The organism is Kitasatospora sp. NPDC051170, assembly GCF_044455705.1.
In the GTDB taxonomy this organism is placed as follows: domain Bacteria; phylum Actinomycetota; class Actinomycetes; order Streptomycetales; family Streptomycetaceae; genus Kitasatospora.
Genome location: NZ_JBITFA010000011.1, coordinates 94,943 through 121,608 on the forward strand (window position 1 = coordinate 94,943; position 26,666 = coordinate 121,608).

General features: G+C 72.2%; 23 protein-coding genes. 6 read left to right on the forward strand and 17 right to left on the reverse strand.

Annotated features, from left to right (window positions below; all coding sequences use genetic code 11):
- The first annotated feature begins 201 nt into the window (after positions 1–201).
- The 6 genes from ACIBCA_RS23005 to ACIBCA_RS23030 all read left to right on the forward strand — a co-directional run bounded on the left by ACIBCA_RS23005 (position 202) and on the right by ACIBCA_RS23030 (position 7,728).
- Positions 202–1,323 (forward strand): hypothetical protein, encoded by a 1,122-nt coding sequence (locus tag ACIBCA_RS23005; protein WP_396284822.1) that lies wholly within the window; start codon positions 202–204, stop codon positions 1,321–1,323.
- Positions 1,320–2,996 (forward strand): extracellular solute-binding protein, encoded by a 1,677-nt coding sequence (locus tag ACIBCA_RS23010; RefSeq protein WP_396284823.1) that lies wholly within the window; start codon positions 1,320–1,322, stop codon positions 2,994–2,996. The genes ACIBCA_RS23005 and ACIBCA_RS23010 overlap by 4 nt, the downstream gene beginning before the upstream one ends.
- Entirely contained in the window at positions 2,983–3,519 is a 537-nt protein-coding gene (locus tag ACIBCA_RS23015; protein ID WP_396284824.1) for a hypothetical protein, read from the forward strand. The genes ACIBCA_RS23010 and ACIBCA_RS23015 overlap by 14 nt, the downstream gene beginning before the upstream one ends.
- A 271-nt stretch (positions 3,520–3,790) precedes the next feature.
- A complete protein-coding gene (locus ACIBCA_RS23020; RefSeq protein ID WP_396284825.1) occupies positions 3,791–5,635 on the forward strand; it encodes a bifunctional metallophosphatase/5'-nucleotidase in 1,845 nt (614 codons plus the stop codon).
- Between the two features lie 181 nt (positions 5,636–5,816).
- Complete coding sequence (locus ACIBCA_RS23025; protein ID WP_396284826.1) at positions 5,817–6,743, forward strand: NADP-dependent oxidoreductase; 927 nt, start codon at positions 5,817–5,819, stop codon at positions 6,741–6,743.
- Between the two features lie 22 nt (positions 6,744–6,765).
- Positions 6,766–7,728, forward strand: coding sequence for an AraC family transcriptional regulator (locus ACIBCA_RS23030; protein WP_396284827.1), 963 nt, complete (start codon positions 6,766–6,768; stop codon positions 7,726–7,728).
- Between the two features lie 69 nt (positions 7,729–7,797).
- On the opposite strand, the gene ACIBCA_RS23035 is transcribed toward ACIBCA_RS23030, so the two are convergent.
- From ACIBCA_RS23035 to ACIBCA_RS23115, 17 genes are all read right to left on the reverse strand, one after another.
- Positions 7,798–8,664, reverse strand: coding sequence for a helix-turn-helix domain-containing protein (locus ACIBCA_RS23035; protein WP_396284828.1), 867 nt, complete (start codon positions 8,662–8,664; stop codon positions 7,798–7,800).
- A 382-nt stretch (positions 8,665–9,046) separates the two neighbouring features.
- Entirely contained in the window at positions 9,047–10,507 is a 1,461-nt protein-coding gene (locus tag ACIBCA_RS23040; RefSeq protein WP_396284829.1) for a glutamate synthase subunit beta, read from the reverse strand.
- Positions 10,500–15,086 carry a glutamate synthase large subunit gene (gltB, locus tag ACIBCA_RS23045; protein WP_396285013.1) on the reverse strand — a complete coding sequence of 1,529 codons (4,587 nt, stop codon included), beginning with the start codon at positions 15,084–15,086 and terminating at the stop codon, positions 10,500–10,502. Before gltB ends, ACIBCA_RS23040 begins: the two co-directional genes overlap by 8 nt.
- A 432-nt stretch (positions 15,087–15,518) precedes the next feature.
- Positions 15,519–16,256 carry a VIT1/CCC1 transporter family protein gene (locus ACIBCA_RS23050; protein WP_396284831.1) on the reverse strand — a complete coding sequence of 246 codons (738 nt, stop codon included), beginning with the start codon at positions 16,254–16,256 and terminating at the stop codon, positions 15,519–15,521.
- 149 nt (positions 16,257–16,405) lie between these two features.
- The gene (lgt, locus tag ACIBCA_RS23055) at positions 16,406–17,434 is read right to left on the reverse strand and encodes a prolipoprotein diacylglyceryl transferase (RefSeq protein ID WP_396284832.1); all 1,029 of its coding nucleotides are present in this window, start codon (positions 17,432–17,434) and stop codon (positions 16,406–16,408) included.
- A gap of 141 nt (positions 17,435–17,575) precedes the next feature.
- Positions 17,576–18,439 carry a DsbA family protein gene (locus ACIBCA_RS23060; RefSeq protein ID WP_396284833.1) on the reverse strand — a complete coding sequence of 288 codons (864 nt, stop codon included), beginning with the start codon at positions 18,437–18,439 and terminating at the stop codon, positions 17,576–17,578.
- A 70-nt stretch (positions 18,440–18,509) separates the two neighbouring features.
- Entirely contained in the window at positions 18,510–19,061 is a 552-nt protein-coding gene (locus ACIBCA_RS23065) for a MauE/DoxX family redox-associated membrane protein (RefSeq protein ID WP_396284834.1), read from the reverse strand.
- A gap of 129 nt (positions 19,062–19,190) precedes the next feature.
- Positions 19,191–19,436: a hypothetical protein gene (locus tag ACIBCA_RS23070; RefSeq protein ID WP_396284835.1), complete on the reverse strand. Its 246-nt coding sequence runs from the start codon at positions 19,434–19,436 to the stop codon at positions 19,191–19,193.
- Positions 19,437–19,645: 209 nt separating this feature from the next.
- Positions 19,646–20,455 carry a tryptophan synthase subunit alpha gene (trpA, locus tag ACIBCA_RS23075; protein ID WP_396284836.1) on the reverse strand — a complete coding sequence of 270 codons (810 nt, stop codon included), beginning with the start codon at positions 20,453–20,455 and terminating at the stop codon, positions 19,646–19,648.
- A 2-nt stretch (positions 20,456–20,457) separates the two neighbouring features.
- Positions 20,458–21,720 (reverse strand): tryptophan synthase subunit beta, encoded by a 1,263-nt coding sequence (trpB, locus tag ACIBCA_RS23080; RefSeq protein WP_396284837.1) that lies wholly within the window; start codon positions 21,718–21,720, stop codon positions 20,458–20,460.
- Positions 21,721–21,769: 49 nt separating this feature from the next.
- The gene (gene trpM / locus ACIBCA_RS23085) at positions 21,770–21,919 is read right to left on the reverse strand and encodes a tryptophan biosynthesis modulator TrpM (protein ID WP_167395798.1); all 150 of its coding nucleotides are present in this window, start codon (positions 21,917–21,919) and stop codon (positions 21,770–21,772) included.
- Between the two features lie 10 nt (positions 21,920–21,929).
- Positions 21,930–22,736 carry an indole-3-glycerol phosphate synthase TrpC gene (trpC, locus tag ACIBCA_RS23090; RefSeq protein WP_396284838.1) on the reverse strand — a complete coding sequence of 269 codons (807 nt, stop codon included), beginning with the start codon at positions 22,734–22,736 and terminating at the stop codon, positions 21,930–21,932.
- A gap of 238 nt (positions 22,737–22,974) precedes the next feature.
- Positions 22,975–23,415: a DUF2752 domain-containing protein gene (locus ACIBCA_RS23095; protein ID WP_396284839.1), complete on the reverse strand. Its 441-nt coding sequence runs from the start codon at positions 23,413–23,415 to the stop codon at positions 22,975–22,977.
- Between the two features lie 98 nt (positions 23,416–23,513).
- Positions 23,514–23,783, reverse strand: coding sequence for an HGxxPAAW family protein (locus tag ACIBCA_RS23100; RefSeq protein WP_396284840.1), 270 nt, complete (start codon positions 23,781–23,783; stop codon positions 23,514–23,516).
- A 208-nt stretch (positions 23,784–23,991) separates the two neighbouring features.
- On the reverse strand, positions 23,992–24,600 hold the full coding sequence (locus ACIBCA_RS23105) for a TIGR02234 family membrane protein (RefSeq protein WP_396284841.1): 609 nt from the start codon (positions 24,598–24,600) through the stop codon (positions 23,992–23,994).
- A 26-nt stretch (positions 24,601–24,626) separates the two neighbouring features.
- Positions 24,627–25,097, reverse strand: coding sequence for a Uma2 family endonuclease (locus tag ACIBCA_RS23110; RefSeq protein ID WP_396284843.1), 471 nt, complete (start codon positions 25,095–25,097; stop codon positions 24,627–24,629).
- Positions 25,098–25,120: 23 nt separating this feature from the next.
- Complete coding sequence (locus ACIBCA_RS23115) at positions 25,121–26,641, reverse strand: anthranilate synthase component I (RefSeq protein WP_396284844.1); 1,521 nt, start codon at positions 26,639–26,641, stop codon at positions 25,121–25,123.
- Between the last annotated feature and the right edge of the window lie 25 nt (positions 26,642–26,666).

Below are 26,666 nucleotides of genomic sequence, written 5' to 3' on the forward strand. Positions count from 1 at the left end.
GGTGTGCGAGGCCGGCTCCGGGACTCGCTCGAAGGGTGGTTCGGATGCTGTTCGACCCGCCGCGGCCGATGCGATTCCGTGAAGGGGTGTTCACCCCCGGTTCACCGCAGCTTCGGCTGCCGCTCGGCACCCGGCGAGACGCTCGTCACCCCCGGGTGACGACCCGGACTTGGCAGGGGGGACGAGGGGGATGCGGCACAGATGGTGAAACGAGTGCTCGGGATCGCGACGGCCGTGGCCCTGCTGGGCATAGTGGCCTACGCGTTGATCCCGGACGATCCGAACCCGAACCCGAAGACGAACACGGCGGCGGACAAGGTCACGATCACCGGCCTGATCGGTTCGGAGAAGCGGGCGTTCTTCGAGGACCAGGCGGTGAAGGACGAGTTGGCGAAGCAGGGCCTCGTCGTGAACGCCGACTCGACGGGCTCCTGGACGATGGCCGACCAGGCGTCGGCCTCCCCGGAGAAGCTGGACTTCGCCTTCCCGGCGAGCGGCGAGCCGGCGGACGCCGTCAAGCGCGCCTGGAAGCTCCAGGATTCGCCGGTGGTGCCGTTCTACTCGCCGGTGGTGATCCTGACGCACCCCGCGGCGGCGCAGGTCCTGAAGAACGGCGGCCTGGCCGAGAAGGACGAAACGCCCGACGGCGTGTGGAAGTTCAAGATGGACGCGTACGTGAAGGCCCTCGGCGAGGGCAAGCGCTGGGAGTCGATGGCGGGTGCGGAGAACAATCCGGACCTGAGGGGCCAGGTGCTGGTCACGACCACCGACCCGGAGACCTCGTCCTCGGGCGCGATGTTCCTGGCCCTGCTGTCCTGGGCGGCGAACGACCACCAGGTGGTGTCGGACGACGCCGCGGTGACGAAGGTGGCGAAGGTGATGAACGCGGCGGTGGGCCCCCAGGGCTCCCTGAAGAGCAGCACCGACGAGGTGTTCCGCAACTTCACCGCGAACGTGGGCAGGCCCCTGGTCTTCGGCTACGAGTCGCAGGTGGCCCAGTTGCAGCTCCAGGGCGCGCCGTTGAACGACACCGTCGTGCTGTACCCGGACACCACGGTGCACTCCGACCACACGCTGGTGGGCAGGACCGAGGCCGGCCGCAAGCTCGCGTCCCTGCTGCGGGACGACGACGCCCTGGTGAGCCTGGAGGCGAAGTACGGCTTCCGCCCGCAGAAGCGCCCGGAGGTGTTCGGCCAGGAGACGAAGGGCCGGCAGCCGCAGCTCGCGCCGGACCTCAAGTCGGCGAACATCGGGCAGGCACCGGTGCCTTCGCTGGAGTTCCTGAGGAAGTTGACGAACGTGGCCAAGGGGGGTCCCAAGTGAGGTTGAGCACCACCCGGGGCGGCCGACTCGCCGTCCTGCTCGCATCGTTGGTGACGGCCGCGGCGACGGTGACGTCCTGCACGTCCTCGCCGAAGCCGAGCCCGAACCCGAGCACGAACCCGACGTCCGCGGCGCCCTTCCCGTCCTCCGCCGCCCCGGGGACGCTGCGGGTGCTGGCCGGCAGCGAGCTGCAGGACCTGCAGCCGGTGCTGGACGAGGCGCAGAAGGCGACCGGCGTCTCCGTGAAGTTCGAGTGGACGGGCACGCTGGACGGCGCGGACGCGGTGTCCTCGGGCCGGACGGACGGCAAGTACGACGCGGTGTGGTTCCCGTCGAACCAGTACCTGCGCCTGGACCAGGCCGGCAAGAGCAAGGTGCTCACCGAGACCCCGGTGATGGTCTCGCCGGTGGCGATCGGGGTGCGCTCCTCGGTGCTGGCCGACCTCGGCTGGGGGGACGGCTCGAAGGTCACCTGGGCACAGATCGGCGACGCGGCGGCGGGCGGCAAGCTGGCGTACGGCATGTCGGACCCGTCGCGCTCCAACTCGGGCTTCTCGACGCTGGTGGCGGTGGCCTCGGCGTTCTCGGGCGCGGGGGCGGCGCTGACGGAGGCGGACGTCCAGAAGGCGACGCCGCAGCTGAAGCAGTTCTTCACCGGCCAGAAGATGACCTCCGGCTCCTCGGGCTGGCTGGCGCAGGCGTACGCGAAGGCTGAGCCGGGCCGGATCGGCGCGCTGGTGAACTACGAATCCGTGCTGCTGTCGATGAACAAGACCCTTCCCGCGGACCGGCAGTTGACGGTGGTGCGCCCGGTGGACGGCGTGGTGTCGGCGGACTACCCGCTGTCGCTGCTGTCCTCCTCGGGCGACGCGCAGCACGACGCGTTCAAGCGGCTGACGGCCTACCTGCTCAAGGAGGACGTGCAGAAGCGGATCTCCGAGACGACGCTGCGCCGCCCGGTGACGGCGGGCGCGGCCCCGGCGGCGGGCCTGCCGACGGACCGTCGCAAGGAGCTGCCGTTCCCGGGCACCCGGGCGGTGGCGGACGGCCTGCTGGCCTCGTACCAGAACGACCTGCGCCGCCCGTCGCGGACGGTGTACGTGCTGGACACCTCGGGTTCGATGATGGGGCAGCGCCTGGACTCGCTGAAGACGGCGCTGGGCCGGCTGACGGGCGCGGACGACACCCGGGGGCTGCGGCGCTTCCGCAACCGTGAGCAGGTGTCGCTGCTCTCCTTCGCCTCGAAGGTGAAGTGGACGAAGTCGCACGTGGTGCCGGCCTCGGGGAGCTCGCCGGGCCCGGAGACGGAGCTGGCGGCGATCAACGCGGACGTGCAGTCGTTGCAGGCCGAGGGAGGGACGGCGCTGTACGACTCGCTGGAGCAGGCGTACAAGGTGATCGAGCAGCAGCAGGCGGAGTCGCACGACGACCGGTTCACCTCGATCGTGCTGATGACGGACGGGGAGAGCAACGAGGGCGCCACGGACGGGGACTTCCGCAAGTTCCACGACGCGCTGCCGGCGGCGGAGAAGTCGATCCCGATCTTCCCGATCAAGTTCGGCGAGGCGGCGGTGAGCCAGCTGCAGGGGATCGCGGACGTGAGCGGCGGCAAGCTGTTCGACGGCGGGGGTTCGCTGGACGGCGTGTTCGAGGAGATCCGTGGCTATCAGTAACCCGCTGCTCCGGCGGGTCGTCGCGTACGCCGAGTCGATGCGGAACCTGGTCGGCTGCGGGTGCGGGGTGGCCGGCGTGGGGCTGCACGCCGTGGGGCTGGGCGGCTCGTGGTGGCCGGGGGTGGTGGTGGGCCTGTACGGGGCGGGCGCGCTGCTGACCCCGGGGCCCAAGGAGCAGCCCGGCCCGGGCCCGACGAAGGCCCCTGCCTCGGAAGAAGCCCCTGCCCCGCCGAAGGCCCCGCAGCCCCGCAGGCCCGCCGCGGACCCCGAACTGGAGGCCCTGGCCGCCCACCTGGCCGGTGTCCCCCTGCCCGACTCGGCGGGGGTGCCCGAGCTGCTGGCCTCCCTGCGGGCGGCGCGGCCGGGCCCGGAGGTGCGGCGGATCGTGCGTCACCGCCTGCCGGTGGCGGTGGACGGCTACCTGCGGGCGCGCACCTGGCACCCGTGGGCGGACCCGGCCGCGCCGGACCCGGCGGCCGCGCTGGGACGGGCGGTGGCGCGGCTCTCGGCCGAGCTGCGCTGACGCCCTGCCGGCGTACTGCTTCACGGCGACGGGGCGGGGTGGGGGTGGCCGATAGCACCGCCACCCCCGCCCAGCCCCGTCACGAACGAGTCGCCAAGATCTCACCTGCTGGAAACGTCCGGGGGCTATCCCTCGGCCCGGCCCACACGGCAGACTTCCACCCGCGCCCCTTTTCTACGCGCGTCAACGCGCGTGGGCGCACCACGATCACTTTCATCGGCACATCAGTTGACGGTTCGTTCACCGTCGGTCCCACCCGGGAGATTCATCCATGTCCCTCAACCGCCGTGACTTCGTCACCCGGTCCGCCGCCACCGCCGCCGGCGCCGCCCTGGCCGGCGGGGCCGTCGTCGCCGCCGCCGCTCCCGCCGCGGCCGCCGAGCCGAGCACGGCGGCCAAGGGCGCCAAGGACGACAAGAAGCACCAGGGCCGCAAGCAGTCCTTCACCGTCATGGGCACCACCGACCTCCACGGCCGGGTGCTCAACTGGGACTACTTCACCGACGCCGAGTACGTCGACAAGGCCCACAACGCGGTCGGCCTCGCCAAGATCTCGACCCTGGCCAACCAGGTCCGCGAGGAGAAGGGCTGGGACCGCTGTCTGCTCATCGACTCCGGTGACATCATCCAGGGCACCCAGCTGACGTACTACTACGCCCGGGTCGAGCCGATCGCCACCGACGCGGACACCGTGCCGGACCACCCGATGGCCGTCGCCATGAACCTCATGGGCTACGACGCCGCCGCGCTGGGCAACCACGAGTTCAACTACGGCATCCCGACCGTGAAGGCGTTCGAGGACCAGTGCGAGTTCCCGCTGCTGGGCGCCAACGCCCTGCACGCGAAGAACGAGAAGCCGGCCTTCAAGCCGTACGTGATCAAGGAGATCTGGCTGGACGAGGACAAGCCGCTGCGCGTCGGCATCCTCGGCCTGACCAACCCGGGCATCGCGATCTGGGACAAGGCCAACGTCAGCGGCAAAATGATCTTCCCCGGCATCGTCGAGACCGCCGCCAAGTACGTGCCCCGGATGAAGGCCGCCGGCGCGGACGTCATCGTCGTCTCCGCCCACTCCGGCATCGACGAGGCCACCACCTACGGCGACCAGCTGCCCTGGCCCGAGGACGCCTCCGGCGAGATGGCCGAGACCGTCGCGGACATCGACGCGGTGCTCGTCGGCCACACCCACAAGGAGGTGGCGCAGCGCCTGATCGTCAACAAGAAGACCGGCAAGACGGTCGTCCTGTCCGAGCCGCTGTGCTGGGGCCAGCGCCTGAGCTGCTTCGACTTCGACGTGGAGTTCGTCGGCGGTCACTGGAAGGTCTCCTCGGTCTCCTCCCGGGTGCTGAACTCCAACACGGTGCCGGAGAACCCGGAGATCACCGACGCGCTCGTCGGCCAGCACAAGAAGGTCGTGGCGTACGTCAACCAGAACATCGGCACCAGCAAGATCGAGCTGTCGATCGCGGAGTCGCGCTTCAAGGCGACCCCGATCATCGACCTCATCGGCAAGGTCCAGGCCGACGCGGTGAAGGCGGCCCTGGCGGGCGGGCAGTACGCCAACCTGCCGGTGCTGGCCCAGGCCGCGCCGTTCAACCGCACCGCGGTGATCCCCTCGGGCCAGGTCAAGCTGCGCGACGCGGCGGGCCTGTACATCTACGAGAACACCATGGAGGCCCGCATCCTGACGGGCGCCCAGCTCAAGGACTACCTGGAGTTCTCGGCGAAGTACTACAACCAGCTCGCCGTGGGCGCCCCGGTCGACAAGGACGCCCTGACCGGCGCCGAGTCCACCCCGGACTACAACTACGACTCGGTCTACGGCCTGAGCTACGACATCGACGTCGCCCAGCCCAAGGGCTCGCGGATCGTCAACCTGTCGTTCCAGGGCAAGCCGATCGACCCGGCCGCCCAGTTCGTCCTCGCGGTCAACAACTACCGCGCCAACGGCGGCGGCAACTTCCCCCACGTGGCGAAGGCCCAGCTGGTCTGGTCGAACTCCGACGAGATCCGCAACACCATGATCGCCTGGGTCAAGGCCAAGGGCGTCATCGACCCCGCCGACTTCTTCACCAACTCCTGGCGCCTCGTCCGCGCCGGCCAGCCGGTGTTCTAGTCACAGCACCCGAGGCGCCGCCAGGTCCCCGACCTGGCGGCGCCTCGCCGTGTCCGGGACGCTCGTGGGGCGAGACGACAGGACATCTTTCGGAGACTGGAGGATATTCATCGGCTCGTCTTCCCTCCCTACCGTTGGATCCATCGCGAAGGACGAAACGACGAGACGAGGGAGGGACGCGATGCGTGCCATCGTGCAGAAGGAGTTCGGCGGGCCCGAGGTGCTGGAGGTCGCCGAGGTGGAGCGGCCGAAGCCGTTGAGCGGCGAGGTGCTGGTGCGGGTGAGGGCGGCCGGGGTGAATCCGGTGGACGTGGCGGTGCGGTCGGGGGCGTTTCCGCTGCTGGGGGAGCCGGAGTTCACGGTGGGGTGGGACGTGTCGGGGGTGGTCGAGGAGGCCGGGCCGGGGGCGCGGTACCGGGTGGGCGAGGAGGTGTACGGGATGCCGTTCTTCCCGCGGGCGGCCGGCGGGTACGCCGAGTACGTGGCCGCGCCCTCTCGCCAACTGGCCCGTAAGCCCGCCTCGTTGGACCATGTGCAGGCCGCCGCGCTGCCGCTGGCCGTGCTGACCGCCTGGCAGGGCCTGGTGGACCTGGCGGGCATCGGCGAGGGCGACCGGGTGCTGGTCCACCGCGCGGCGGGCGGCGTCGGCCACTTCGCCGTGCAGATCGCCAAGTCCCGTGGCGCGTACGTGATCGCGCTGGCCAGCGAGCCCAAGCACGCCTTCCTGCGGGAGCTGGGCGCCGACGAGGTGATCGACTACCGCGCCACGGACTACACCGAGGCGGTGAAGGACGTGGACGTCGTCTTCGACTCCTCCTCCTCGGGCACCCGCTCCCTCGAGGTGCTCAAGCCCGGCGGCGTGCTGGTGAGCATCATGGAGCACTGGAACCAGGAGCTCGCCGCCGAGGTCGAGGCGGCCGGCCGGCGCTTCGCGGGCGTCTCCGTCGAGCCGGACTACGCCGCCCTGGAGGCCGTCGCCGCGCTGGTCGACAGCGGCGCGATCCGCCCGCACGTGTCCGCGACCTTCCCCCTGGCCGAGGCCGGGCGGGCCCACGAGCTGGTCGGCTCGGGTACCGTCCAGGGCAAGGTCGTCCTGACCGTCGAATAGCCGAGAACAAGGGGGCCGGGCCGTGGACATCCTGAGCGAGGCGCTGGCCTCGATGCGGACGGCGCACCCGTCCTCCGTCCGTACCGAGGGCCGCGCGCCGTGGGCCATGCGCCTGCCCCCGGTGCTGGGGGCCGGGTTCCACGTGGTGCTGTACGGCACCTGCTGGCTCCTCCCGGCTCCCGGGGCCGGCTTCGCGCCGGTGGCGCTCAGCCCGGGCGACGTGGTGTTCCTGCGCGACGGCGGCGGCCACGTCCTGGCGGACCACCCGGACTCCCCGCCGGTGGACGCCCTGTCCTGCCCGGTGGATGCGGGCCTGCCGATCGGCACCGTGAGCGTCGGCACCAGGGGTATCGGTGGCCTCGAAGGCGGTGGCGGCGCCCGCGCCAGCCTGCTGTGCGGCAACTACCACCTGGACCAGGGCCGCCCGCACCCGATGGTCGGCCAGCTCCCGGCCCTGATCCACCTGGAGACCCGGCACGGCCGTCACCCCCAACTCGCCGCCGCCGTCCAGCTGTTGGGCGCCGAGCTGGAGAATCCGAGGATCGGTTCGACGGGCATCGTCCCGGCCCTGATCGACGCGCTGCTGCTGTACATCCTGCGCGCCTGGATCGAGGACCAGCCCGCCGCTTCGGCCGCCGGCTGGGCGGCCGCGCTGCGGGACGCGGCGGTGGCCCCGGCGCTGTCGGCGATCCACGAGTCCCCGGCCGTGCCGTGGACGGTGGAGTCGCTGGCGGGCCGGGCGGGTCTGTCCCGGGCGGCCTTCGCCCGCCGGTTCACCTCGATGGTGGGCGAGCCGCCCATGTCGTACCTGACCCGCTGGCGGATGACCACCGCCGCCCGGCTGCTGCGCGAGTCGGAGGCGCCGCTGACGGCGGTGGCGGCGCAGACGGGGTACGGCTCGGAGTACGCCTTCGCGAAGGCGTTCAAGCGGGAGTTCGGCCAGGCCCCGGGCGGCTACCGCCGCGAGGCCCGCACCGCGGCCTGAGAACGGCCCGAGAACGGCCCGACAGCGGCCTGGCAGCCACCTGACGGCGCCCTGACAAGCAAACCCCCGTCACAGCTCCTTGCGCACCGTGTGCAGCAGGTCCCGGCTGACCTCGGGGCTGAGGCTGTCGGCGAGCAGGTTGCCCATGGCGTGCCGGTACTCGGCGACCTCGGCGGGCTTGTCGAGGTAGAGCGCGGTGGTGAACTGCTCCAGGTAGACGACGTCGGCGAGGTCGGGTTCGGCGAAGCCGAGGAGGGTGAACGCGCCGACCTCGGCGCTGAGCCCGGCCGAGCCGAAGGGCATCACCTGGAGGCGGACGTTGGGCAGGTCGGCGAGGTCGAGGAGGCGCTCGATCTGGGTGCACATCAGCTCGGGCCCGCCCCAGGGCCGGCGCAGCGCGGCCTCGTCGAGGACGGCGACGAGCCGGGGCGCGTGGTCGCAGGTGAGCAGGGCCTGGCGCTTGAGCCGCAGTTCGACGCGGCGCTCGATCTCCTCGGCCTCGGTGACGTGGCCGCCGGCGGTGATGACGGCGCGGGCGTACTCGGCGGTCTGGAGGAGGCCGTGGACGAACTGGACCTCGTAGCTCTGGATCTCGGAGACGGCCTCTTCCAGCCCGACGTAGTTCTGGAACCAGGCGGGCAGCACGTCGCCGTACTCGTGCCACCAGGAGGTGGCGTTGGCGTCGCGCACGAGTCCGAGGACGGTGGCGCGCTCGTGCTCGGCCTCGACGCCGTACAGGGTGAGCAGGTCGGCGACGTCGCGTTCCTTGAAGCCGACGCGGCCGAGTTCCATCCTGCTGATCTTGGATTCGGAGGCCCGGATCGAGTACCCGGCCTCCTCGCGGCTGACTCCTCTGGCCTCGCGGAGTTTGCGCAGCTGGGTGCCGAGCAACAGGCGCCGTACGGTCGCGCCTCCGCCTGCCTGAGTGGTGCCCATCGAACTCAACCTCCGCACTCGCGCAGCCCCCCGGCCGTCGGCGGCAGTCTGCCACCTGGCACCGACGAACGACAGCCCGTTCGGCGCCGACTGGCCGAGTCACGTAGGAAAGGTGTCCACGGTAGCGCCAACCGCTGAAAGTTCCCTGAGAGTTGGGGCACATTCGGGTACGGCGAACACCACAGGAACACCAAGAGAACCAGGGAACGCGTCGGCGCCCGCCCTCCAACTGGTCGGGGAAGAGGGCAGGCGCCAGGAGACCGCGTTGGCCCGGCGACTCTGACGGGGGCAGCGGGTTGAGCTCCCGGCGATGCGGCGCCGGGGGTTCGGGGGGTGGGCCGGTCGGAGCGTCCGGGGCCCGTCAGACCACCGAGGGGCGGTCTCAGACCACCAGGGGGCGGTCGGTGGGCCGGATCGGCGCGGGAAGCGGGGTCTTGCCGCCGAGGTACTTGTCCACCGCCGCGGCGGCCGAGCGGCCCTCCGCGATGGCCCAGACGATCAGCGACTGGCCACGGCCGGCGTCTCCGCAGACGTACACGCCATCGACATTGGTGGCGAACCGGCCGTCGCGGCCAATATTACCGCGCGCGTCGAGGTCCACTCCCAGCTGCTCCACCAGGCCGTTCCGCACGTCCGTGCCGGTGAAGCCCATGGCCAGGGTGACGAGCTGCGCGGGGACGGCCCGCTCGGTGCCGGGCACCTGCTCGAAGCGGCCGTCCTTGAACTCGACCTCGACGAGGTGGAGCTCCTGGACGTTGCCGTCCTCGTCGCCGGAGAAGTGGGTGGTGGAGACGGAGTAGATCCGCTCGCCGCCCTCCTCGTGCGCGGAGGTGACCTTGTACGTCATCGGCATGGTGGGCCAGGGCTGGTTGCCGGGGCGGTCCTCGCCCGGCCGGGGCATGATCTCCAGCTGGGTGACGGAGGCGGCGCCCTGGCGGTGGGCGGTGCCGACGCAGTCCGCGCCGGTGTCGCCGCCGCCGATGACCACGACGTGCTTGCCCTTGGCGCTGATCGGGGACTCGACGAAGTCGCCCTCCTGCACCTTGTTGGCCAGCGGCAGGTACTCCATGGCCTGGTGGACGCCCTTGAGTTCGCGCCCGGGCACCGGCAGGTCGCGGGCGGTGGTGGCGCCGGCGGCGACGACGACGGCGTCGAAGCGCTCGCGCAGCTGCTGCCCGGTGATGTCCTCGCCGACGTGCACGCCGGTACGGAAGCGGGTGCCCTCGGCGCGCATCTGCTCGACGCGGCGGTTGATGTGCCGCTTCTCCATCTTGAACTCGGGGATGCCGTAGCGCAGCAGCCCGCCGATGCGGTCGGCTCGCTCGTACACGACCACGGTGTGCCCGGCCCGGGTGAGCTGCTGGGCGGCGGCCAGGCCGGCCGGGCCGGAGCCGACGACGGCGACGGTCTTGCCGGAGAGGCGCTCGGGCACCTGCGGGGTGACCCCGCCGCGGTCCCACGCCTTGTCGATGATGGTGACCTCGACGTTCTTGATGGTCACCGCGTCCTGGTTGATGCCGAGGACGCACGCGGACTCGCAGGGCGCCGGGCACAGCCGCCCGGTGAACTCCGGGAAGTTGTTGGTGGCGTGGAGGCGCTCGATGGCCCCGGTGAAGTCCTCGCGGTAGGCGAGGTCGTTCCACTCGGGGATGAGGTTCCCCAGCGGGCAGCCGTTGTGGCAGAACGGGATGCCGCAGTCCATGCAGCGGCCGGCCTGCTTGGTGATGATCGGCAGGAGGCTGCGCTCGACGTAGACCTCGTTCCAGTCCTTGAGCCGGACGTCGACCGGGCGGCGCTCGGCCAGCTGCTTGGGCGTGGTCAGGAAGCCCTTGGGGTCAGCCATTTGCCGCCTCCATCATCTTCGCGGTGGTCTCGGCCTCGGAGAGGCCGTCACGCTCGGCGGCCTCCTTGGCGGCGAGCACGGCCTTGTAGTCGGTCGGCATGATCTTGGAGAAGCGGGAGACCCCGCCGCCCCAGTCGGCCAGGAGTTCGGCGGCGACGGTGGAGCCGGTCTCCTCGTAGTGCTGCTGCACGGTCTCGCGCAGCCAGTCACGGTCGGCGGCGGTGGGGGCCTCGATGCCCACCTGGCCCTCGTTGACGTTGGCGGGGCGCAGGTCGAGGACGTACGCGATGCCGCCGGACATGCCGGCCGCGAGGTTGCGTCCGGTCTCGCCGAGGACGACGACCCGGCCGCCGGTCATGTACTCCAGGCCGTGGTCGCCGACGCCCTCGACGACGAGGGTGGCGCCGGAGTTGCGGACGGCGAAGCGCTCACCGGCCTTGCCGCGCAGGTGGATCCGGCCCGAGGTGGCGCCGTAGCCGATGGTGTTGCCGGCGATGACGTGGTTCTGGGCGTCGTTGCCGATGGCCGCGGCCTCGCGGGCCGGGCGCACGATCACCACGCCGCCGGAGAGGCCCTTGCCGACGTAGTCGTTGGCGTCGCCCTCCAGGCGCAGGGTGATGCCGCGCGGCAGGAAGGCGCCGAAGGACTGCCCGGCGGAGCCGGTGAAGGTGACGTCGATGGTCCCCTCCGGCAGGCCCTCGCCCCGGTACCGCTTGGTGACCTGGTGGCCGAGCATGGTGCCGACCGTGCGGTTGACGTTGCGGATGGGCAGCTGGATGCGCACGGCCTCGCCGCGCTCCAGGGCGTCCTCGGCGAGCTCGATGAGCTGGTTGTCCAGGGCCTTGTCGAGCGAGTGGTCCTGGCTGGTGGTGCGGTGGCGGGCGGCGCCCTCGGGCAGGGCCGGCACGTGGAAGAGCGGGGCCAGGTCGAGGCCGGCGGCCTTCCAGTGGTCGATCGCGGAGCGGGCGTCGATGTGCTCGGCGTGGCCGACGGCCTCCTCGATCGAGCGGAAGCCCAGGGAGGCCAGGATCTCCCGGACCTCCTCGGCGATGAACTCGAAGAAGTTGACGACGAACTCGGGCTTGCCGGAGAAGCGCTCGCGCAGCACCGGGTTCTGGGTGGCGACGCCGACGGGGCAGGTGTCCAGGTGGCAGACGCGCATCATGATGCAGCCGGAGACGACGAGCGGCGCGGTGGCGAAGCCGAACTCCTCGGCGCCGAGCAGCGCGGCGATGACCACGTCGCGGCCGGTCTTGAGCTGGCCGTCGGTCTGGACGACGATGCGGTCGCGCAGCCCGTTGAGCAGCAGGGTCTGCTGGGTCTCGGCGAGGCCGAGCTCCCAGGGGCCGCCCGCGTGCTTGAGCGAGGTGAGCGGGGAGGCGCCGGTGCCGCCGTCGTGCCCGGAGACGAGGACGACGTCGGCGTGGGCCTTGGAGACACCCGCCGCGACCGTGCCGACGCCGACCTCGGAGACCAGCTTCACGTGGATGCGGGCCGCCGGGTTGGCGTTCTTGAGGTCGTGGATGAGCTGGGCGAGGTCCTCGATGGAGTAGATGTCGTGGTGCGGCGGCGGGGAGATCAGGCCGACGCCCGGGGTGGAGTGCCGCGTCGCGGCGACCCACGGGTAGACCTTGTGGCCGGGCAGCTGGCCGCCCTCACCGGGCTTGGCGCCCTGGGCCATCTTGATCTGGATGTCGTCGGCGTTGACGAGGTACTCGGAGGTGACGCCGAAGCGGCCGGAGGCGACCTGCTTGATCGCCGAGCGGCGCTCGGGGTCGTACAGGCGGTCCGGGTCCTCGCCGCCCTCGCCGGTGTTGGACTTGCCGCCGAGGCGGTTCATCGCGACGGCGAGGGTCTCGTGGGCCTCGCGGGAGATGGAGCCGTAGGACATGGCGCCGGTGGAGAAGCGCTTGACGATCTCGGAGACCGGCTCGACCTCCTCGACGGGGATCGGCGCGCGGCCGAGGCCGTCCAGCTGGAACAGGCCGCGCAGCGTCATCAGGCGCTCGGACTGCTCGTTGACCCGGTCGGTGTACTGCTTGAAGATGTCGTACCGGCGGTTGCGGGTGGAGTGCTGGAGCCGGAAGACGGTGTCCGGGTCGAACAGGTGCGGCTCGCCCTCGCGGCGCCACTGGTACTCGCCGCCGATGTCCAGCGCGCGGTGCGCGGCGGGGATGCCGGAGGCCGGGTACGCCTTGGCGTGGCGGGCGGCGGTCTCGCGGGCGATCTCCTCCAGGCCGATGCCGCCGAGCTTGGTGGTGGTGCCGGCGAAGTAGCCGTCGACGAGGTCCTGGGAGAGGCCGATGGCCTCGAAGACCTGGGCGCCGCGGTAGGAGGCGACGGTGGAGATGCCCATCTTGGACATCACCTTGAGCACGCCCTTGCCGAGCGCCTTGATCAGGTTCTTGATGGCCTTCTCGGGCTCGACGCCCTCGATGAACACCCCCTGGGCGACGAGGTCCTCGACGGACTCCATCGCCAGGTACGGGTTGACCGCGCCGGCGCCGTAGCCGATCAGCAGCGCGACGTGGTGCACCTCGCGGACGTCACCGGCCTCGACCAGCAGCGACACCTGGGTGCGCTGCTTGGTGCGGATGAGGTGGTGGTGGACGGCGGAGGTGAGCAGCAGCGAGGGGATCGGGGCGTGCTCGGCGTCGGAGTGCCGGTCGGAGAGCACGATGATCCGGGCGCCGTCGGCGATGGCGGCGTCCGCCTCGGCGGCGATCTCGGCCAGGCGGGAGGCCAGGCCCTCGCCGCCGGAGGCGACCCGGTACAGGCCGGACAGGGTGACGGCCTTGAGGCCGGGCTGGTCGCCGTCGTGGTTGATGTGGACGAGCTTGGCCAGCTCGTCGTTGTCGATCACCGGGAAGGTGATGCCGACGGAGCGGCAGGCGGCGGCCTCGGCGGCCAGCAGGTTGCCCTCGGGGCCGAGGTTGGACAGCAGCGAGGTGACGAGCTCCTCGCGGATGGCGTCCAGCGGCGGGTTGGTGACCTGCGCGAAGAGCTGCACGAAGTAGTCGAACAGCAGGCGCGGCTTCTCGCTGAGTGCGGCGATCGGCGAGTCGGTGCCCATCGAGCCGAGGGCCTCACCGCCGGTGCGGGCCATCGGCGCGAGGATGACGCGCAGCTCCTCCTCGGTGTAGCCGAAGGTCTGCTGGCGGCGGGTGACGGAGGCGTGGGTGTGGGCGATGTGCTCGCGCTCGGGGAGCTTGGCGAGCTGGATCTGCCCGCCGTCGACCCACTCCGCGTACGGGTGCTCGGCGGCGAGGGCGGACTTGATCTCCTCGTCCTCGACGATGCGGCCCTCGGCGGTGTCGACGAGGAACATCCGGCCGGGCTGGAGGCGGCCCTTCTTGGTGATCTTCTCCTGGTCGAGGTCGAGCACGCCGACCTCGGAGGAGAGGACGACGAGGCCGTCCTCGGTGATCCAGTAGCGGGCGGGGCGCAGACCGTTGCGGTCGAGGACGGCGCCGACCTGGGTGCCGTCGGTGAAGGTGACGCAGGCCGGGCCGTCCCAGGGCTCCATCAGGTTGGAGTGGTACTGGTAGAAGGCGCGGCGGGCCGGGTCCATGGTGGCGTGGTTCTCCCACGCCTCCGGGATCATCATCAGCACCGAGTGCGGCAGCGAGCGGCCGCCGAGGTGGAGCAGCTCCAGGACCTCGTCGAAGGAGGCGGAGTCGGAGTGGTCCGGGGTGCAGATCGGGAAGATCCGGCTGAGGTCGCCCGGGATCAGGTCCGTCGCCAGCTGCGACTCGCGGGCGCTCATCCAGTTGCGGTTGCCCTTGACCGTGTTGATCTCGCCGTTGTGGGCGACGAACCGGTACGGGTGGGCGAGCGGCCAGCTCGGGAAGGTGTTGGTGGAGAACCGCGAGTGCACCAGGCCGATGGCGGAGGCGTAGGTGCGGTCCGACAGGTCGGGGAAGAAGGGCTCCAGCTGGCCGGTGGTCAGCATGCCCTTGTAGACGATGGTGCGCGCGGACAGCGAGGGGAAGTACACCCCGGCCTCGCGCTCGGCCCGCTTGCGGACGACGAAGGCGACGCGGTCCAGCTCGATGCCGGCCAGCCCGTCCTTGCCGAGGAAGACCTGCCGGAAGCGGGGCATCACGCTTCGGGCGGTGCTGCCGAGCAGGTCCGGGGTGACCGGGACGTCGCGCCAGCCGAGGACGGTGAGGTCCTCCTCTGCCGCGATGGCCTCGATCTTCGCGACGGCGGCGGCGTCGGCCGCGTCCTCGTCGGGCAGGAAGGCGATGCCGACGGCGTAGGAGCCGGCCGCGGGGAGCTCGAAGCCGGCCTTCTCGCGCAGGAAGGCGTCCGGGATCTGGGTGAGGATGCCCGCGCCGTCGCCGGAGTCGGGCTCGGCGCCGGTGGCGCCGCGGTGCTCCAGGTTGCGCAGGACGGTCAGCGCCTGCTCGACGACGGTGTGGTCGGCGGTGCCGGTCAGCGTGGCGACGAAACCGACGCCACAGGCGTCGTGCTCGTTTCGCGGGTCGTACAGGCCCTGAGCAGCAGGTCGCGCATCCGGCACGAGCGCGTAGGGCTGGCGCGCGGCGCCGTCCCGGTGCTCGTTGGCGGAGTGCATGGATGCAGACAGCATCGGCTCTCCCGTCGTCGTCTTTCAACAAGTTGGTGCAAGTAGGGACGACGTTGGCCCTGATGCGATGGTGCGGTGTCGTGCTGGTTACATGTGCTGGTTACATGATGCCCACGATCCCGAGAAGCGGAATATCCCGTCCACATGGCGGACGGACGCGCAGGTCAGGGAGAGTGCGAAGAGGACGTGCCACAGTGCACGCCTCGACGATTGTGCCCAACGGTGCACCGCCTGAAACAGGGGTGAAACCGGAACGCAACCGGAGTGGATCAAGAGCGCCTGCGAATCCATCCCCGGGGGCTCGCGACGGTTGCGAATCACCGGCCCAGCAGCCCGGATGGTGAGACTATGCCGGGCGCTTCGCGACGCCCGTGTGTGGAACGTCACGCACTGCCCGGCATAGTCATGCAGAGATCCGGATCATCCCACGTGCCCGCCGATGAGCCATCCGAGCAGGTACGTGACCCCGGCGGCGGCCGCGCCCAGCACCAGCTGCCGCGTCCCGCTGAACCACCAGCTGCGCGCCGTCACCCGGGCCACCACCGCGCCGCAGGCGAACAGGCCCAGCGCGGCCAGCGCCAGCGCGGGCAGCAGGGTGGTCGCGCCGAGCAGGTACGGCAGCAGCGGCAGCAGCGCGCCGAGCGCGAAGCACAGGAAGGAGGAGGAGGCGGCGACCAGCGGCGAGGGCAGGTCGTTGGGGTCGATGCCCAGCTCCTCGCGGGCGTGCACCTCCAGCGCCGACTCCGGGTCGGCGGACAGCTGCCGCGCCACCTCGTGGGCCAGCTCCGGCTCCACCCCGCGCGCGATGTACACCTGCGCCAGCTCGGCCAGCTCCCCCTGCGGGTTGCGGCTCAGCTCCAGCCGCTCGGCCTCGATCTCCGCCTGCACCAGCTCGCTCTGGGAGGCCACCGAGGTGTACTCCCCCGCCGCCATCGAGCAGGCGCCCGCCACCAGGCCCGCCAGGCCCGTCAGGATCACCGTGCCGTTGGAGGCCGCGCCGCCGACCACACCGGTCATCAGCGCGAAGTTCGACACCAGTCCGTCCACGGCACCGAACACCGCCGGCCGCAGCCAGCCCCCGTTGACGTCCCGGTGGTGGTCGGCCGCGGGTATCCGGGGGTGCTGTCCGGCCTCGGTCTCCAAGGTGGTCGCGCTCACGGTGTTTCCCCTCCGTCTTCGATTCGTCCGAGGTGACCGTAGCCCCTCTGACCTGGGCACTTCCAGCAAAGTAAGGCTGTCCGAACAGCAGTGAGGCCACCCTTCGCATTCCTTGCGAAGGGTGGCCTCGGTTGCGGGGAACTCCCAGGTCAGATCGGGTTCTCGACGGCCTTCTCGGCCTTCTCGGCCTTCTCGGTCTTCTCGAGGGGCTTGTCCTCAGCCTTTTCCTCGCCCTTGCCCTTGTCCCCGGAAGCCTTCTCGGTGCTCTTATCGCTGCTCTTCTCGGCGCTCTTCTCGGCCGTCTTCTCCGCAGCCTTCACGGCCGCCGCAGCCGCCGCCTCCGCGTTCGCCGCCGGGTCGATGCTCGCCGGGTCCTCCCGGCCGGGGCGCTTCCTGCCCACGATCACCAGGTACGCCACCGCGCCCAGGAACACCGCGATCGAGACCCAGTCGTTGAGCCGCAGCCCGAGGTAGACGTGCGCCTCGTCGATCCGCAGCCACTCCGTCCAGAAGCGGCCCACCGTGTACGCGGCCACGTACAGCGCGAACGCCCGCCCGTGGCCGAGCTTCCAGCGCCTGTCCGCCCAGATCACCAGCAGCGCGACGCCGACGCACCAGAGCGACTCGTACAGGAAGGTCGGGTGGAAGACGCCCTTGACGACCTCGCCGCTCGGGAGGGTCTTGTCGATCTCCAGGCCCCAGGGCAGCGTGGTCGACTTCCCGTACAGCTCCTGGTTGAAGTAGTTGCCCCAGCGGCCCAGCGCCTGCGCGAGCGCGATGCCCGGCGCGATGGCGTCGGCGTACGCGGGCAGCGGGACACCCCGGCGGCGGGCGCCGATCCAGGCGCCGACCGCGCCCAGCGCGATGGCGCCCCAGATGCCGAGGCCGCCCTCCCAGATCTTGAGGGCGTCCCAGGGGTTCTTCCCCTCGGCGAAGTACAGCCGGCCACCGTCGGTGATCACGTGGTAGAGCCGGCCGCCGACCAGGCCGAACGGCACGGCCCAGACGGCGATGTCACCGACGGTGTGCTTGCCACCGCCCCGGGCGACCCAGCGCTTGCTGCCGAGCCAGACGGCGGCGACGACACCGAGGATGATGCAGAAGGCGTAGGCGCGCAGCGGGATCGGTCCGAGGTAGAGGACGCCCCGCGACGGGCTGGGAATGTAGGCGATATCCATGGCGGTTCCGACGCTACAGGGTCCCCGGGCCGTGCCGGACACCCCAGGGGTCACAGAACTCGAACAACAGGCGCCGCCGCCCCCTCCGGACGGGGAGGGGACGGCGGCGCGGTCCGGTCGGCGCGAGGAAGGTCCTCGTGGTCAGCCGGCGGTCGGGGAGGGGTTGTTGGCCTCGGTGGTGGCGCTGGTGGGCGCCGGGGTCTGGCCGTGCGAGCCGGGCGTGCCGAGCTGCTTGCCCTGGTTGGCGGCGTCCACCCACTTCGCCAGGTTCGCCGGGGTGATCTCGTCGTTGCCGTTCTTGGGGTAGATCGGCTGGCCGTTGAGCAGCACGGTCGGGGTCGACTTGTAGCTGGACTTGTCGAAGTCCTGCTGGACGGAGGACACCCATCCGCCGTACTTCCGGTCGTTGACGCAGGCCTGGAACTCCGGGGTGTCCAGCCCGTTGACCTGCTTGGCGAGGCTCAGGAGGACGGCCTTGTCGCCGAAGGCGTCGTTGGTCTCGTCCGGCTGGTTGCGGTAGACCACGTCGTGGAAGTCGCGGAAGTGCCCGGCGTCCTGGGCGCAGGCGAGCGCGTTGGCGCCGATCTTGGAGCCCTTGCCGGGGACGGCCCGGTCGATGAACGAGACCAGGTGGTAGTTGGTGTAGATCTTCCCGGCGTCCTCCAACTGGTCGATGGTGGAGGAGAATTCGCGCTCGAAGATGCCGCAGGCGGGGCAACGCGGGTCCTCGTAGACGGTGAGGACGGCGGGCGCGTTGCTCGCGCCGACAGGGATGACGAGGTTCTTGTCGCCGATCGTGCCGGCCGGGGCGGCGGTCGGGGTCTCGGGCTTGGAGCGCTGGTTCTGCACCACCACGCCGGTGATCACGGCGGCGGCGATGACGGCGAGGACGGCGCCGCCGACGATCAGCTTCTTCCTGCGCTTCGCCGCGGCCTCCTCGGCCACCCGCTGCTCCTGCATCCGCTCGCGGGCGGTGCGCTTGCCTTCTTGGTTCTTGTCGCTCATTGCCTTGACATCCACGGTCGGGAGGGCCTTCGTCGGGTGGGGCGGGGAGGTGGGGTCGTGCGGGCGCCGGTCAGCTCGCCAGCCAGCCGTCCGCGGAGAGCCGGGTGCGGGGCCGCCACAGCAGCCACCCGGCGAGGAGCAGGAAGCCGGTGTCGCGCAGGATCTCCTGGAGGTACTTCGTCTGGGACTCGTCGACGTGTCCGCCGCCGCCGAAGCAGCCGCAGTCGATCGAGATGCCGCGGGCCCAGGCGGAGGCGATCCCGGCGATGAAGGCGAGCAGCAGCACCGCGGAGACGGCCGCGACGATCCGCACGCCCAGGCCGATCACCAGCAGCAGGGCGAGGGCCAGCTCCAGGAAGGGCAGGCCGTAGCCGACCGGCTTGACCAGGCCCTCGGGCAGGATCTCGAAGGCCCGTACGGCCTGGGCGGCCTCGGCCGGGTCGGAGATCTTGGCCAGTCCGGCCCAGCCCCAGACGACGGCGAGGCCCAGCCGGACGGCGAGGCCGAGCCAGCGGCTCCACTCCTGGTCCGCCCGCCACCGCGCGGCCGGCGGGGGTGCCGCGTCGTCGCGCTCTGCTGCCGGGCCGGCCATCAGGGAACCCCCCTCGGGAAACTCGTTCACGTGCTGGTGAACCGTAAGGGATGAAGGGCGGTTCCTCCGTTTTCGGGAATTCCGCCGTACGGGTGACGGTTCATGACGATGCGTCCGAATTCCGCGAACACCCGTTCGCCTCGTGCCTGCTGGTCCGCCCTAGCGGCAGGAGGAGGGCCGCACGGTGTCCAGCAGGTCGGCGCGGCTCTCGTGGTGCGGGTGCGCGGCCCGGTCCGCGGCGTCCCAGCGGGCCGCCTCGGCGCAGGCCACCGCGTCCCGCTCGGCCCGTTCGGCGGCCCGCTTGGCCAGTGCGTTCCCCACTTCGGTGTGCGCCCCGACCGCCGCCCCGAGGGCCAGCGCGGCGGCGGCCGCCCGCAGCATCACGGCCCGATGCCAACCCGCCACCGGCTCGCCCCTTCCGCTCGCCCACCGGGCCTCACGCCCGTCGTTCGTGCACTCGTCCCTCCACTCAACGCCGGTCAACCCCGCCTGATGCGTGTCCCCGCCGCTCTTCACCCGTTCGGGGCCCCCGCCCGCCTTGACGACGGCGTGTCACAACGCCGACGGCCCGCCGCTTCACGGGGAAGCGGCGGGCCGTTTCGAACTCGGGGGATTCAGCTCCGGCGCACCCCGGCGGCCAGCTCGCCGGCCAGGGCCCGGACGGAGTCGAGCGCCGCGGCCTCGTCCCCGTCCGCCGCGAGGATCCGCTTCACGAAGGCCGAGCCGACGATCACGCCGTCCGCGAACCGGGCGACCTCGGCGGCCTGCACGGCGTCGGAGACGCCCAGGCCCACGCAGACCGGCAGGTCGGTGACGGCCCGGGTGCGGGCGACCAGGTCCTCGGCCAGCGAGCCGACCGCGCTGCGGGTGCCGGTGACGCCCATGACCGCGGCCGCGTACACGAAGCCGCTGCCCGCCGCCGTGACCTCCGCCAGGCGCGCGTCCTTGCTGCTGGGGGCGACCACGAACACGGTGTCCAGCCCATGCTCGCCCGCCGCCTTGCGCCACTCCTCGGACTCCTCCACCGGCAGGTCCGGCAGGATGCAGCCCGCGCCGCCCGCGGCGGCCAGGTCGGCGGCGAAGCGCGCCACGCCGTAGCGGTCGACCGGGTTCCAGTACGTCATGACCAGCACCGCCGCCTCGGGGTGCGCCTCGGCGACCTCGCGGACGGTGCGCAGCACGTCCTTGATCCTCACGCCGCCGCGCAGGGCGATGTCGTCGGCGGTCTGGATGACGGCGCCGTCCAGGACCGGGTCGGAGTGCGGCAGGCCGACCTCGACGACGTCGCAGCCGCCCTCGAGCAGCGCCTTGATCGCCCGGATGCCGCCGTCCACGGTCGGGAAGCCGGCCGGCAGGTAGCCGATCATGGCGGCGCGGTTGTCGGCCTTGGCGGCGGCCAGTGCCGCGCTGAGCTTGGAAGCCATGGTCACTTACCCCCGTCGGCCGCGTCGCCGGCCTGCTCGTCGTACAGGCCGAAGTACTCGGCCGCGGTGTGCATGTCCTTGTCGCCGCGCCCGGAGAGGGAGACCAGGATGGTGGCCTCCGGCCCGAGTTCGCGGCCGAGCTCCAGGGCGCCGGCCAGCGCATGGGCGCTCTCGATGGCCGGGATGATGCCCTCGGTGCGGGAGAGCAGCCGCAGGGCCTGCATGGCGGCGTCGTCGGTCACCGGGCGGTACTCGGCCCGGCCGGTGTCCTTGAGCCAGGCGTGCTCGGGGCCGACGCCGGGGTAGTCCAGGCCCGCCGAGATGGAGTGCGACTCGATGGTCTGCCCGTCCTCGTCCTGGAGGACGTAGGTGCGGGAGCCGTGCAGCACGCCCGGGTCGCCCTTGGTGAGGGTGGCGGCGTGCTTGGGGGTCTCGGCGCCCTCGCCGGCGGCCTCGCAGCCGATCAGCCGCACGCCGGCGTCGGGGATGAACTCGTGGAAGATGCCCATCGCGTTGGAACCGCCGCCGACGCAGGCGACGACGGCGTCGGGCAGCCGCCCGGTGCGGTCGAGGACCTGCTGACGCGCCTCGACGCCGATGACGCGGTGGAAGTCGCGGACCATCATCGGGAAGGGGTGCGGCCCGGCGACGGTGCCGAAGAGGTAGTGGGTGGAGTCGACGTTGGCGACCCAGTCGCGGAACGCCTCGTTGATGGCGTCCTTGAGGGTGCGGCTGCCGGACTTGACGGCCACGACCTCGGCGCCGAGCATCCGCATCCGGGCGACGTTGAGCGCCTGGCGCTCGGTGTCCACCTCGCCCATGTAGATGGTGCAGTCGAAGCCGAACAGGGCGCAGGCGGTGGCGGTGGCCACGCCGTGCTGGCCGGCGCCGGTCTCGGCGATGATGCGGGTCTTGCCCATGCGCCGGGTGAGCAGCGCCTGGCCCAGCACGTTGTTGATCTTGTGCGAGCCGGTGTGGTTGAGGTCCTCGCGCTTGAGCAGGATGCGCGCGCCGCCCGCCTCGGCGGAGAAGCGGTGCACGTCGGTCAGCGGGCTCGGGCGGCCGGTGTAGTCCTTCAGCAGGCCGTCGAGCTCGGCGATGAAGGCCGGGTCGTTCTTGGCCTTCTCGTACTCCTCGGCGACCTGTTCCACGGCGGCGACGAGCGCCTCGGGGATGAAGCGCCCGCCGTACGCGCCGAAGTAGCCGCGGGCGTCCGGCACCTGGGCGCCGGGCAGGTAGTCCTTCTCGTGGTCCTTCTCGGACATGGTGGATTCCCTAGGGGGTCGGATGACGGTGACGTCGTCTCGGCTGGGCTCAGCCGTGTGTCACGCGCCATCGCCGCCCCGGCACCTGCCCGGGCTCGCAGCCGATCACGTAGCGCACCCGCCGCCCCAGCACCCGGCGCGCGGGCGCGCGGCAGCCGCGGGGGCGGCAGCCGGGGGCGAGACGGGTGGCGATCTTCATCGGGGCGGCTTCAGTCCTTGTGCCGGACGGCCGGGTGGGCGCCCGCGGCGACCAGGTCGGCGACGGCGGCGCGCGGGTCCTTGCCCGTCACCAGGGACTCGCCGACCAGCACCGCGTCGGCGCCCAGGTTGGCGTAGGAGATGACGTCCAGCGGGCCGCGCACGCCGGACTCGGCGATCTTGACGATGCCGTCCGGGATGGCGTGGACGACGTTGCCGAAGGTGTTGCGGTCGACCTCCAGCGTCTTGAGGTTGCGCGCGTTGACGCCGATGATCCGGGCGCCGGCGTCCACGGCGCGCGCGATCTCCTCCTCGTCGTGCACCTCGACCAGCGGGGTGAGGCCGATCGACTCGGCGCGCTCGATCAGCGACACCAGGGCCGGCTGCTCGAGGGCGGCGACGATCAGCAGCGCGAGGTCGGCGCCGTGGGCGCGGGCCTCCCACAGCTGGTACGCGGTAACGATGAAGTCCTTGCGCAACAACGGGGTGTCCACCGCGGCGCGGACGGCGTCCAGGTCGGCGAGCGAGCCGCCGAAGCGGCGCTGCTCGGTCAGGACGCTGATCGCGGCGGCGCCGCCGGCCGCGTAGTCGGCCGCCAGGGCGGCCGGGTCGGCGATCGAGGCGAGGGCGCCCTTGGACGGGCTGGAGCGCTTCACCTCGCAGATCACCCGGACCCCGTCGCCCTTGAGCGCGGCGACGCCGTCCTTGGCGTCCCGGGCCTTGGCGGCCCGCTCCTTGAGCTCGTCCAGGGAGACCCGGGCCTGTCGCTCGGCGAGGTCCTCACGGACCCCTTCGATGATCGTGTCGAGCACACTCACTCGGGAGCCCCCATCGTTTCTGTCGGTTCGCCAGCGGGAGCCGGTCTCGGGCAGGACCCACCGGCACGTTCGATGGTATCGGCCCGAGGGGGCGCGGGGAGCATCAGCCCGGCGCGCGTCTCGCGGAGCGGACGCCCGGTGCGGGGGCTCCCATCTGCGCGTTCGCCGGATTCCGGGCGCTGCGGGGGCCTGTCTGGCAACAAGTGGACTGGCAGCAACCGGACGGCACCCGGACCACTCAGATCAGTGGCGGGGCCAGTCCGGCGCCCACCGGCAGGTTGCGGACCGCCGTGAACACCAGCACCAGCAGGGCGATCAGCGCCCATCGGCGGGCCCCCACGGCCGCCCTCGGCGGCGGCCCGCCCGTCAGCGCCGCCCAGGCCCAGCGCAGCCACAGCACGGCCAGCACGGCGAACAGCAGGACGGCGAGGGCGTTGTCGTGGAGCGCGGTGGTGAGGTCCCCGTGGGTCAGCGCGTGGACGCAGCGCAGGCCCCCGCAGCCGGGGCACCACCAGCCGGTGGCCGCGAGGAAGGGGCAGTCCGGGTAGTGCCCGGGGCTGTTGGGGTCCACCGACGCGATGTACGCGGTCGGGACGGCCACCGCCGCCAGCGCGGCCAGCGGCGGGCCCAACCGGCGCAGCACGGGCGGCGGGGCGGAGGCGGTGGGGGCGGCGTTCACGCCCCGATTCTGCCCGCGCCGGGCCCGGACGGAACGAAACGGCGGGCGCGCCGCGCCCGCCGTTCAGTCGTGCGAAAAGTCCGCGTGCGGTCCGCGTGTCAGGCGGTGACGGCGGCGGCGGTGCGGGCCGCCTGGGCCGCGTGCTGCTCGTCGGTCGACCTGTAGACGTTGGTGCTGGGCTGCTTGCCCATGCCGGCCATCGACATGGCCTTGCCGACGACCCCGCCGAGCAGGACGACCGCCAGGCCGGCCCAGACCAGCAGCACGGACGGCAGGATCATGGCGACACCCGCGACGCCGAAGCCGATGAAGGTGATGACCACGCCGGTCCAGGCGGCGGGGTTGTGGCCGTGTGCAGCTGCTGCCATCGGTGATGCTCCTTGGCTCTCGGGGCCCGGCCGGGCCTGCGGGGCCGCCGGCGGGTTGACGGGTTCCATTGTGCCGGTCCACACAGCGGGGGCCCAAAGCGGGTGGCGGGTCTATCGCGTCACACGCGCCCAGCTCGGACGGCGGTCGGGCCCGCCCGGACGCCGGTCGGGTCCGGTCGGACGCCGGTCGGACGCCGGTCGGGTCCGGTCAGACGGCCGTCGGGTCCTCGCCCCGGTCCAGGGCCTTCCACAGGTCGGCGGGCGTGTCGGCCTTCGCCGGGCCCTTGCGGGTGGGCGCCTCGTAGCGGCTGCCCATGGCGGGCCAGCCCCGGCCGTAGCGGAGGGTGAGCAGCCCGGCGGCGGCGAGCAGCAGGCCCCCGACGACGGCGAGCCAGGGCCAGGCGCCGTGGGTGACCTCGGTGGCGGTGGAGCCGGCCAGGGCGAGCTTGCGAGCGGCCTCGGTGTCCAGCGCGTCGGTGTCCCCGGCCCCGGCGACGGCCGCCGCGGCGGCGCCGAGCCCGGCCAGCAGGGTGAGCGCGCCGACCGCCAGCCGTCCGGCGCCGCGCACCGCGAACACGGCGACGGCCGCGGCCAGGCCCACCAGGGCCAGCCCGCCGGGCAGTTCGGAGATCGCGGAGCCGGTGACGGAGACCTCCAGGCTGCCCGCCCTGCCCTCGGCCCAGACCCTGCCGGCCGCGGTCAGCACCAGGACGGCGCTCAGGACGGTCAGCAGCAGCATCACGGCGAGCGTGCGGCGGCCGGCGTTCCTCTCGGCGGTCGTGGCGGCGGAGGCGGGGGCGGGGCTCTGGTCGGTCACCCGTCCACTATCCCCCGGCTCACGCCTCAGGCCGTACCCGGGGTGGGCTTCGTCCTCGGGAAGTCCTCGGTCTCCAGCACGAGCGTCCGCTCGCCGAGCGGCAGGAACAGGTCGTTGCCGAACGGCACCCGTTCGGCCTCGTGGTACACCCCTTCGGGCGAGGGCGCGGTGTGCACCGTGCACGCCGCACCCACCGGGTCGACCACCACGTACAGCGGCACGCCGCTGTGCGCGTACACCCGTCCGGCCTCCGCCTGGCCCGGGCCGGAGAGCTCCAGGACGGCCCGCACGTCGGCGGCCGTGTACCGGCCCCGGGCGTTGTGCACGGCGCCGGGCGCGATCACCACCAGGTCGGGGGCGACCGGGCCGGGCGCGGCCGGGAGGTCGATCAGGACCTGGGAGAGCACCCGGCCGTGGCCGCCGAGGCCGTCCCTGATCCGGACGGCGGCGGCGAGCACGAACTCCCACCGCCGTTCGTCGTGCGGCACCTCGCCCATCCCGGCCGCCTCCCTCGTACGACTTACAGCTCCGGCGTCCGCAGCGTATTGGCGGTGGCGACGGCGCGCAGCACGGCGGCGGCCTTGTTGCGGCACTCGGTGTCCTCGCCGTGCGGGTCCGAGTCGGCGACGACGCCCGCGCCGGCCTGCACGTAGGCGGTGCCGTCGCGCAGCACGGCGGTGCGGATGGCGATCGCGGTGTCGGAGTCCCCGGCGAAGTCCAGGTAGCCGACGCAGCCGCCGTACAGGCCCCGCCTGGTCGGCTCCAGCTCCTCGATGATGCGCATCGCCCGGGGCTTGGGCGCGCCGGAGAGGGTGCCGGCGGGGAAGCAGGCGGTCAGCACGTCGAAGGCCGTACGGCCCGGGGCGACCTTGCCGGTGACCGTCGAGACGATGTGCATCACGTGGCTGTAGCGCTCGATCTGCATGAAGTCGACGACCTCGACGCTGCCCGGCTCGCAGACCCGGCCCAGGTCGTTGCGGCCCAGGTCGACGAGCATCAGGTGCTCGGCGCGCTCCTTGGGGTCGGCGAGCAGCTCGGCGGCGAGCGCCGCGTCCTCCTGCGGGGTGGCGCCGCGGTGGCGGGTGCCGGCGATCGGGTGCACCATCGCCTCGCCCTCGGTGACCTTGACGAGCGCCTCCGGGCTGGAGCCGACCACGTCGAAGCCGCCCTCGGCCGTGCCGTCCGGGCCGGGGAAGCGGAACAGGTACATGTACGGGCTGGGGTTGGTGGTGCGCAGAACCCGGTAGACGTCCAGCGCGGAGGCCGGGCAGGGGGCCTCGAAGCGCTGCGAGGGCACCACCTGGAAGGCCTCGCCGGCGCGGATGCGCTCCTTGATCTCCTCCACGGCCGCCCGGTACGGCTCGCCGCCGAAGGGCGAGTGCACCTCGCCGGGGCCGGCCGGGGTGAACGTGGCCAGGCCCGGGTCGACGGGCTTGAAGAGGTCCGCCTCCATCGCGTCGAGCCGGGCGACGGCGTCGGCGTGGGCCTCCTCGACGCCGCTGGCCAGGTCGTTGTGGTTGACGGCGTTGGCGATCAGCAGGACGGTGCCGTCGGCGTGGTCCAGGACGGCGAGGTCGGTGGCGAGCAGCATCGTCAGCTCGGGCAGGCCCAGGTCGTCCGGGTTGAGGTCGGGCAGCTTCTCCAGGCGGCGGACGATGTCGTAGCCGAGGTAGCCGACCAGGCCGCCGGTCAGCGGGGGCAGGCCGTCGTCCGTGTGTCGCGGGGTGTGCAGGGCCGTGAGGGCGGCGCGCAGCACCTCCAGCGGGTCGCCGGTGGTGGGGATGCCGACCGGCGGGGTGCCGAGCCAGCGCGCGTCGCCGTCCGGGCCGACGGTGAGGGTGGCGGCGCTGCGCACGCCGACGAAGGAGTAGCGCGACCAGCTGCGGCCCTGCTCGGCGGACTCCAGCAGGAAGGTGCCGGGGCGCTCGGCGGCGAGGCTGCGGTAGAGGCCGATCGGGGTGAGGCCGTCCGCGAGGAGCCTGCGGGTGACCGGGATGACCCGGGTGTCGACGGCGAGCTTGCGGAAGGCTTCGAGATCCATGCTGGGCGGTACCTTCTGAGGTTTC

Bases quoted from the DNA above. Each gene is read 5' to 3' on its own strand.
- ACIBCA_RS23005 (WP_396284822.1), top strand. From the start codon at position 202: ATGGTGAAACGAGTGCTCGGGATCGCGACGGCCGTGGCCCTGCTGGGC.
- ACIBCA_RS23020 (WP_396284825.1), top strand. From the start codon at position 3,791: ATGTCCCTCAACCGCCGTGACTTCGTCACCCGGTCCGCCGCCACCGCC.
- ACIBCA_RS23025 (WP_396284826.1), top strand. From the start codon at position 5,817: ATGCGTGCCATCGTGCAGAAGGAGTTCGGCGGGCCCGAGGTGCTGGAG.
- ACIBCA_RS23035 (WP_396284828.1), bottom strand. From the start codon at position 8,664: ATGGGCACCACTCAGGCAGGCGGAGGCGCGACCGTACGGCGCCTGTTG.
- ACIBCA_RS23040 (WP_396284829.1), bottom strand. From the start codon at position 10,507: ATGGCTGACCCCAAGGGCTTCCTGACCACGCCCAAGCAGCTGGCCGAG.
- gltB (WP_396285013.1), bottom strand. From the start codon at position 15,086: ATGCACTCCGCCAACGAGCACCGGGACGGCGCCGCGCGCCAGCCCTAC.
- lgt (WP_396284832.1), bottom strand. From the start codon at position 17,434: ATGGATATCGCCTACATTCCCAGCCCGTCGCGGGGCGTCCTCTACCTC.
- ACIBCA_RS23060 (WP_396284833.1), bottom strand. From the start codon at position 18,439: ATGAGCGACAAGAACCAAGAAGGCAAGCGCACCGCCCGCGAGCGGATG.
- trpA (WP_396284836.1), bottom strand. From the start codon at position 20,455: ATGGCTTCCAAGCTCAGCGCGGCACTGGCCGCCGCCAAGGCCGACAAC.
- trpB (WP_396284837.1), bottom strand. From the start codon at position 21,720: ATGTCCGAGAAGGACCACGAGAAGGACTACCTGCCCGGCGCCCAGGTG.
- trpM (WP_167395798.1), bottom strand. From the start codon at position 21,919: ATGAAGATCGCCACCCGTCTCGCCCCCGGCTGCCGCCCCCGCGGCTGC.
- ACIBCA_RS23100 (WP_396284840.1), bottom strand. From the start codon at position 23,783: ATGGCAGCAGCTGCACACGGCCACAACCCCGCCGCCTGGACCGGCGTG.
- ACIBCA_RS23110 (WP_396284843.1), bottom strand. From the start codon at position 25,097: ATGGGCGAGGTGCCGCACGACGAACGGCGGTGGGAGTTCGTGCTCGCC.
- ACIBCA_RS23115 (WP_396284844.1), bottom strand. From the start codon at position 26,641: ATGGATCTCGAAGCCTTCCGCAAGCTCGCCGTCGACACCCGGGTCATC.